The organism is Geminicoccus harenae, from assembly GCF_019800005.1.
GTDB lineage: Bacteria > Pseudomonadota > Alphaproteobacteria > Geminicoccales > Geminicoccaceae > Geminicoccus > Geminicoccus harenae.
Window position 1 is genome coordinate 1 of sequence record NZ_JABGCL010000131.1, and the last position, 1,655, is coordinate 1,655.

General features: G+C 57.9%; 1 protein-coding gene and 2 pseudogenes. 2 read left to right on the forward strand and 1 reads right to left on the reverse strand.

The window, feature by feature from the left end; genetic code table 11:
• Positions 1-111 (forward strand): annotated as a pseudogene (locus tag HLA95_RS27195) (IS5/IS1182 family transposase); the annotation flags it as partial.
• On the opposite strand, the pseudogene HLA95_RS29495 reads toward HLA95_RS27195, so the two are convergent.
• Positions 105-230, reverse strand: a pseudogene (locus HLA95_RS29495) (transposase); the annotation flags it as partial. The pseudogenes HLA95_RS27195 and HLA95_RS29495 overlap by 7 nt on opposite strands.
• Positions 231-326: 96 nt before the next feature.
• On the opposite strand from HLA95_RS29495, the gene HLA95_RS27200 reads away from it, so the two are divergent.
• Positions 327-575 carry a hypothetical protein gene (locus HLA95_RS27200; RefSeq protein WP_191062059.1) on the forward strand — a complete coding sequence of 83 codons (249 nt, stop codon included), beginning with the start codon at positions 327-329 and terminating at the stop codon, positions 573-575.
• Positions 576-1,655: the final 1,080 nt, after the last annotated feature.

A 1,655-nucleotide genomic window follows, 5' to 3' on the forward strand; every position in this document is an offset into this window, starting at 1 on the left:
CTGTTTTGCCGGCTCAAGAACTGGCGGCGCATCGCCACCCGCTACGACCGCCTCGCCCGGAACTACCTGGCCGCCCTCGCACTCGTCGCCGTCGCCTCAGCATGGACCTGAATGGGTTCCCTACCTAGGCGGCAAGGTGGCGGAAGGAGCGGCTCCAGCGCTGTCCATTCCGTGTCACTCAGATCGGAAGGGTACGGTCGATCAGGCATGGCGCCCTCCAGCGACGACATGCCTGATTAACCTGCGAACTGGCCATCCCTGCGACTTTGCCGACAGTCAGTGAGCGGCCACCGCCCCAAGCGCTCGCGCACCTGTTGGCACCCAGCATGACCCCCGAAGATCACCAGGCCACACCTGATTTCATCGATTTGTGGCGAGCACAGCAGATCCACGCGATCCTGGTCCGTCATGGCCGGTTCCTTTTGCCTGACGTTGAAAGAACGTCCGGCTACAGAGAGTTAGCATCTGCCCGTGACCGCGAGATTGCGGCTGTTGAGGTCGAGGCACTGCGGCGGAAGAGCATTGCAGCGGAAGTTGCAGATGCAGTGGCGAGGATCTGGAAGATGGGTGGGTGAACTGTAATAGGCTGCTGTGTGGTCGTGGCACAGGTGGGCATTGCTGGCTCAACGGTGCTCGATGATTTTGTTCAGATTGGCGGTCAGGCGGCACTGGCCGGACATTTGCGCATCGGAAAAGGAGCCCGAATCGGGGCGCAGGCAGGCGGGATGTCGGACGTGCCCGCGAGTGTGGCGCTGGTTGGCAGTCCGGCTCAGCCCAGGCACGAGTTCTTCAGGCAGGTGGCTATCCTCAAGCGGATGACGCGCAGGTGGACGAAGTCACGATAGGAACGGGATTCAGAACCCAGGGCTGTCAGACTGTGGGTGACCCAAGCCGCTCCAGGCACAGGCAAGTACATTTAAGACGTAGGTCTCTCTAGTCGACTATTGCGCCAGTAGAGCGCCACGAAGATCGGAAGGAATAGCGCAATCTGTGTTAGAAGGTTTGTAATATCGAAAGGGTTGTATATGCTCAATGCACCACTAATACCGCTATAAAAGCTTGTAGATCTTGCAAATGCGCCAACTACTGCAGCTGCATTTGCCATCACGGCCAAGACAAGCCATGCACTGGCAAACCGCATGAGCGTCTTATTCATCAGGATCACTGTCCTTGGCGTTGTCCGCAGGAGTATAGTAGGGGCAGTCTCTTCCAGCTGTAGGCCAGCCTTTATCAGGCGGAGGACAATTGCTTAGTCGCACGCTAGGTCCACCAGCATCCTCGATAACGCCTGCCGGTCGCCGGCCGTGCAGCCGCCTTTTTCCTTCGGCTCCCACAATGTTGCCTCCGACCAAGCTATCCATTCGAGGAAGCACAAGGGCGTCATGTGTTCCATCCGAGGTGGATCCTGATCGTTCAGAACATCGTAGAGCACGTGATGCGGGCTGATGACGACGATTCGCCGATCAAACGTTCCGGCTTCTGCACTTTTGCTGGGGCAGAAAACTTGGCCTACACGCAGGCCACTGTCTTGGGTCATTCGTGCCTTATAGCACGATTATCCCGGACCAACTTGCTATTTATTTCAAGCGTCAGGAGCAACCTCGACCCCTGCAAGCCGATAGAGACGCACCATGGGGCTCAAGCCAACTGCCCAG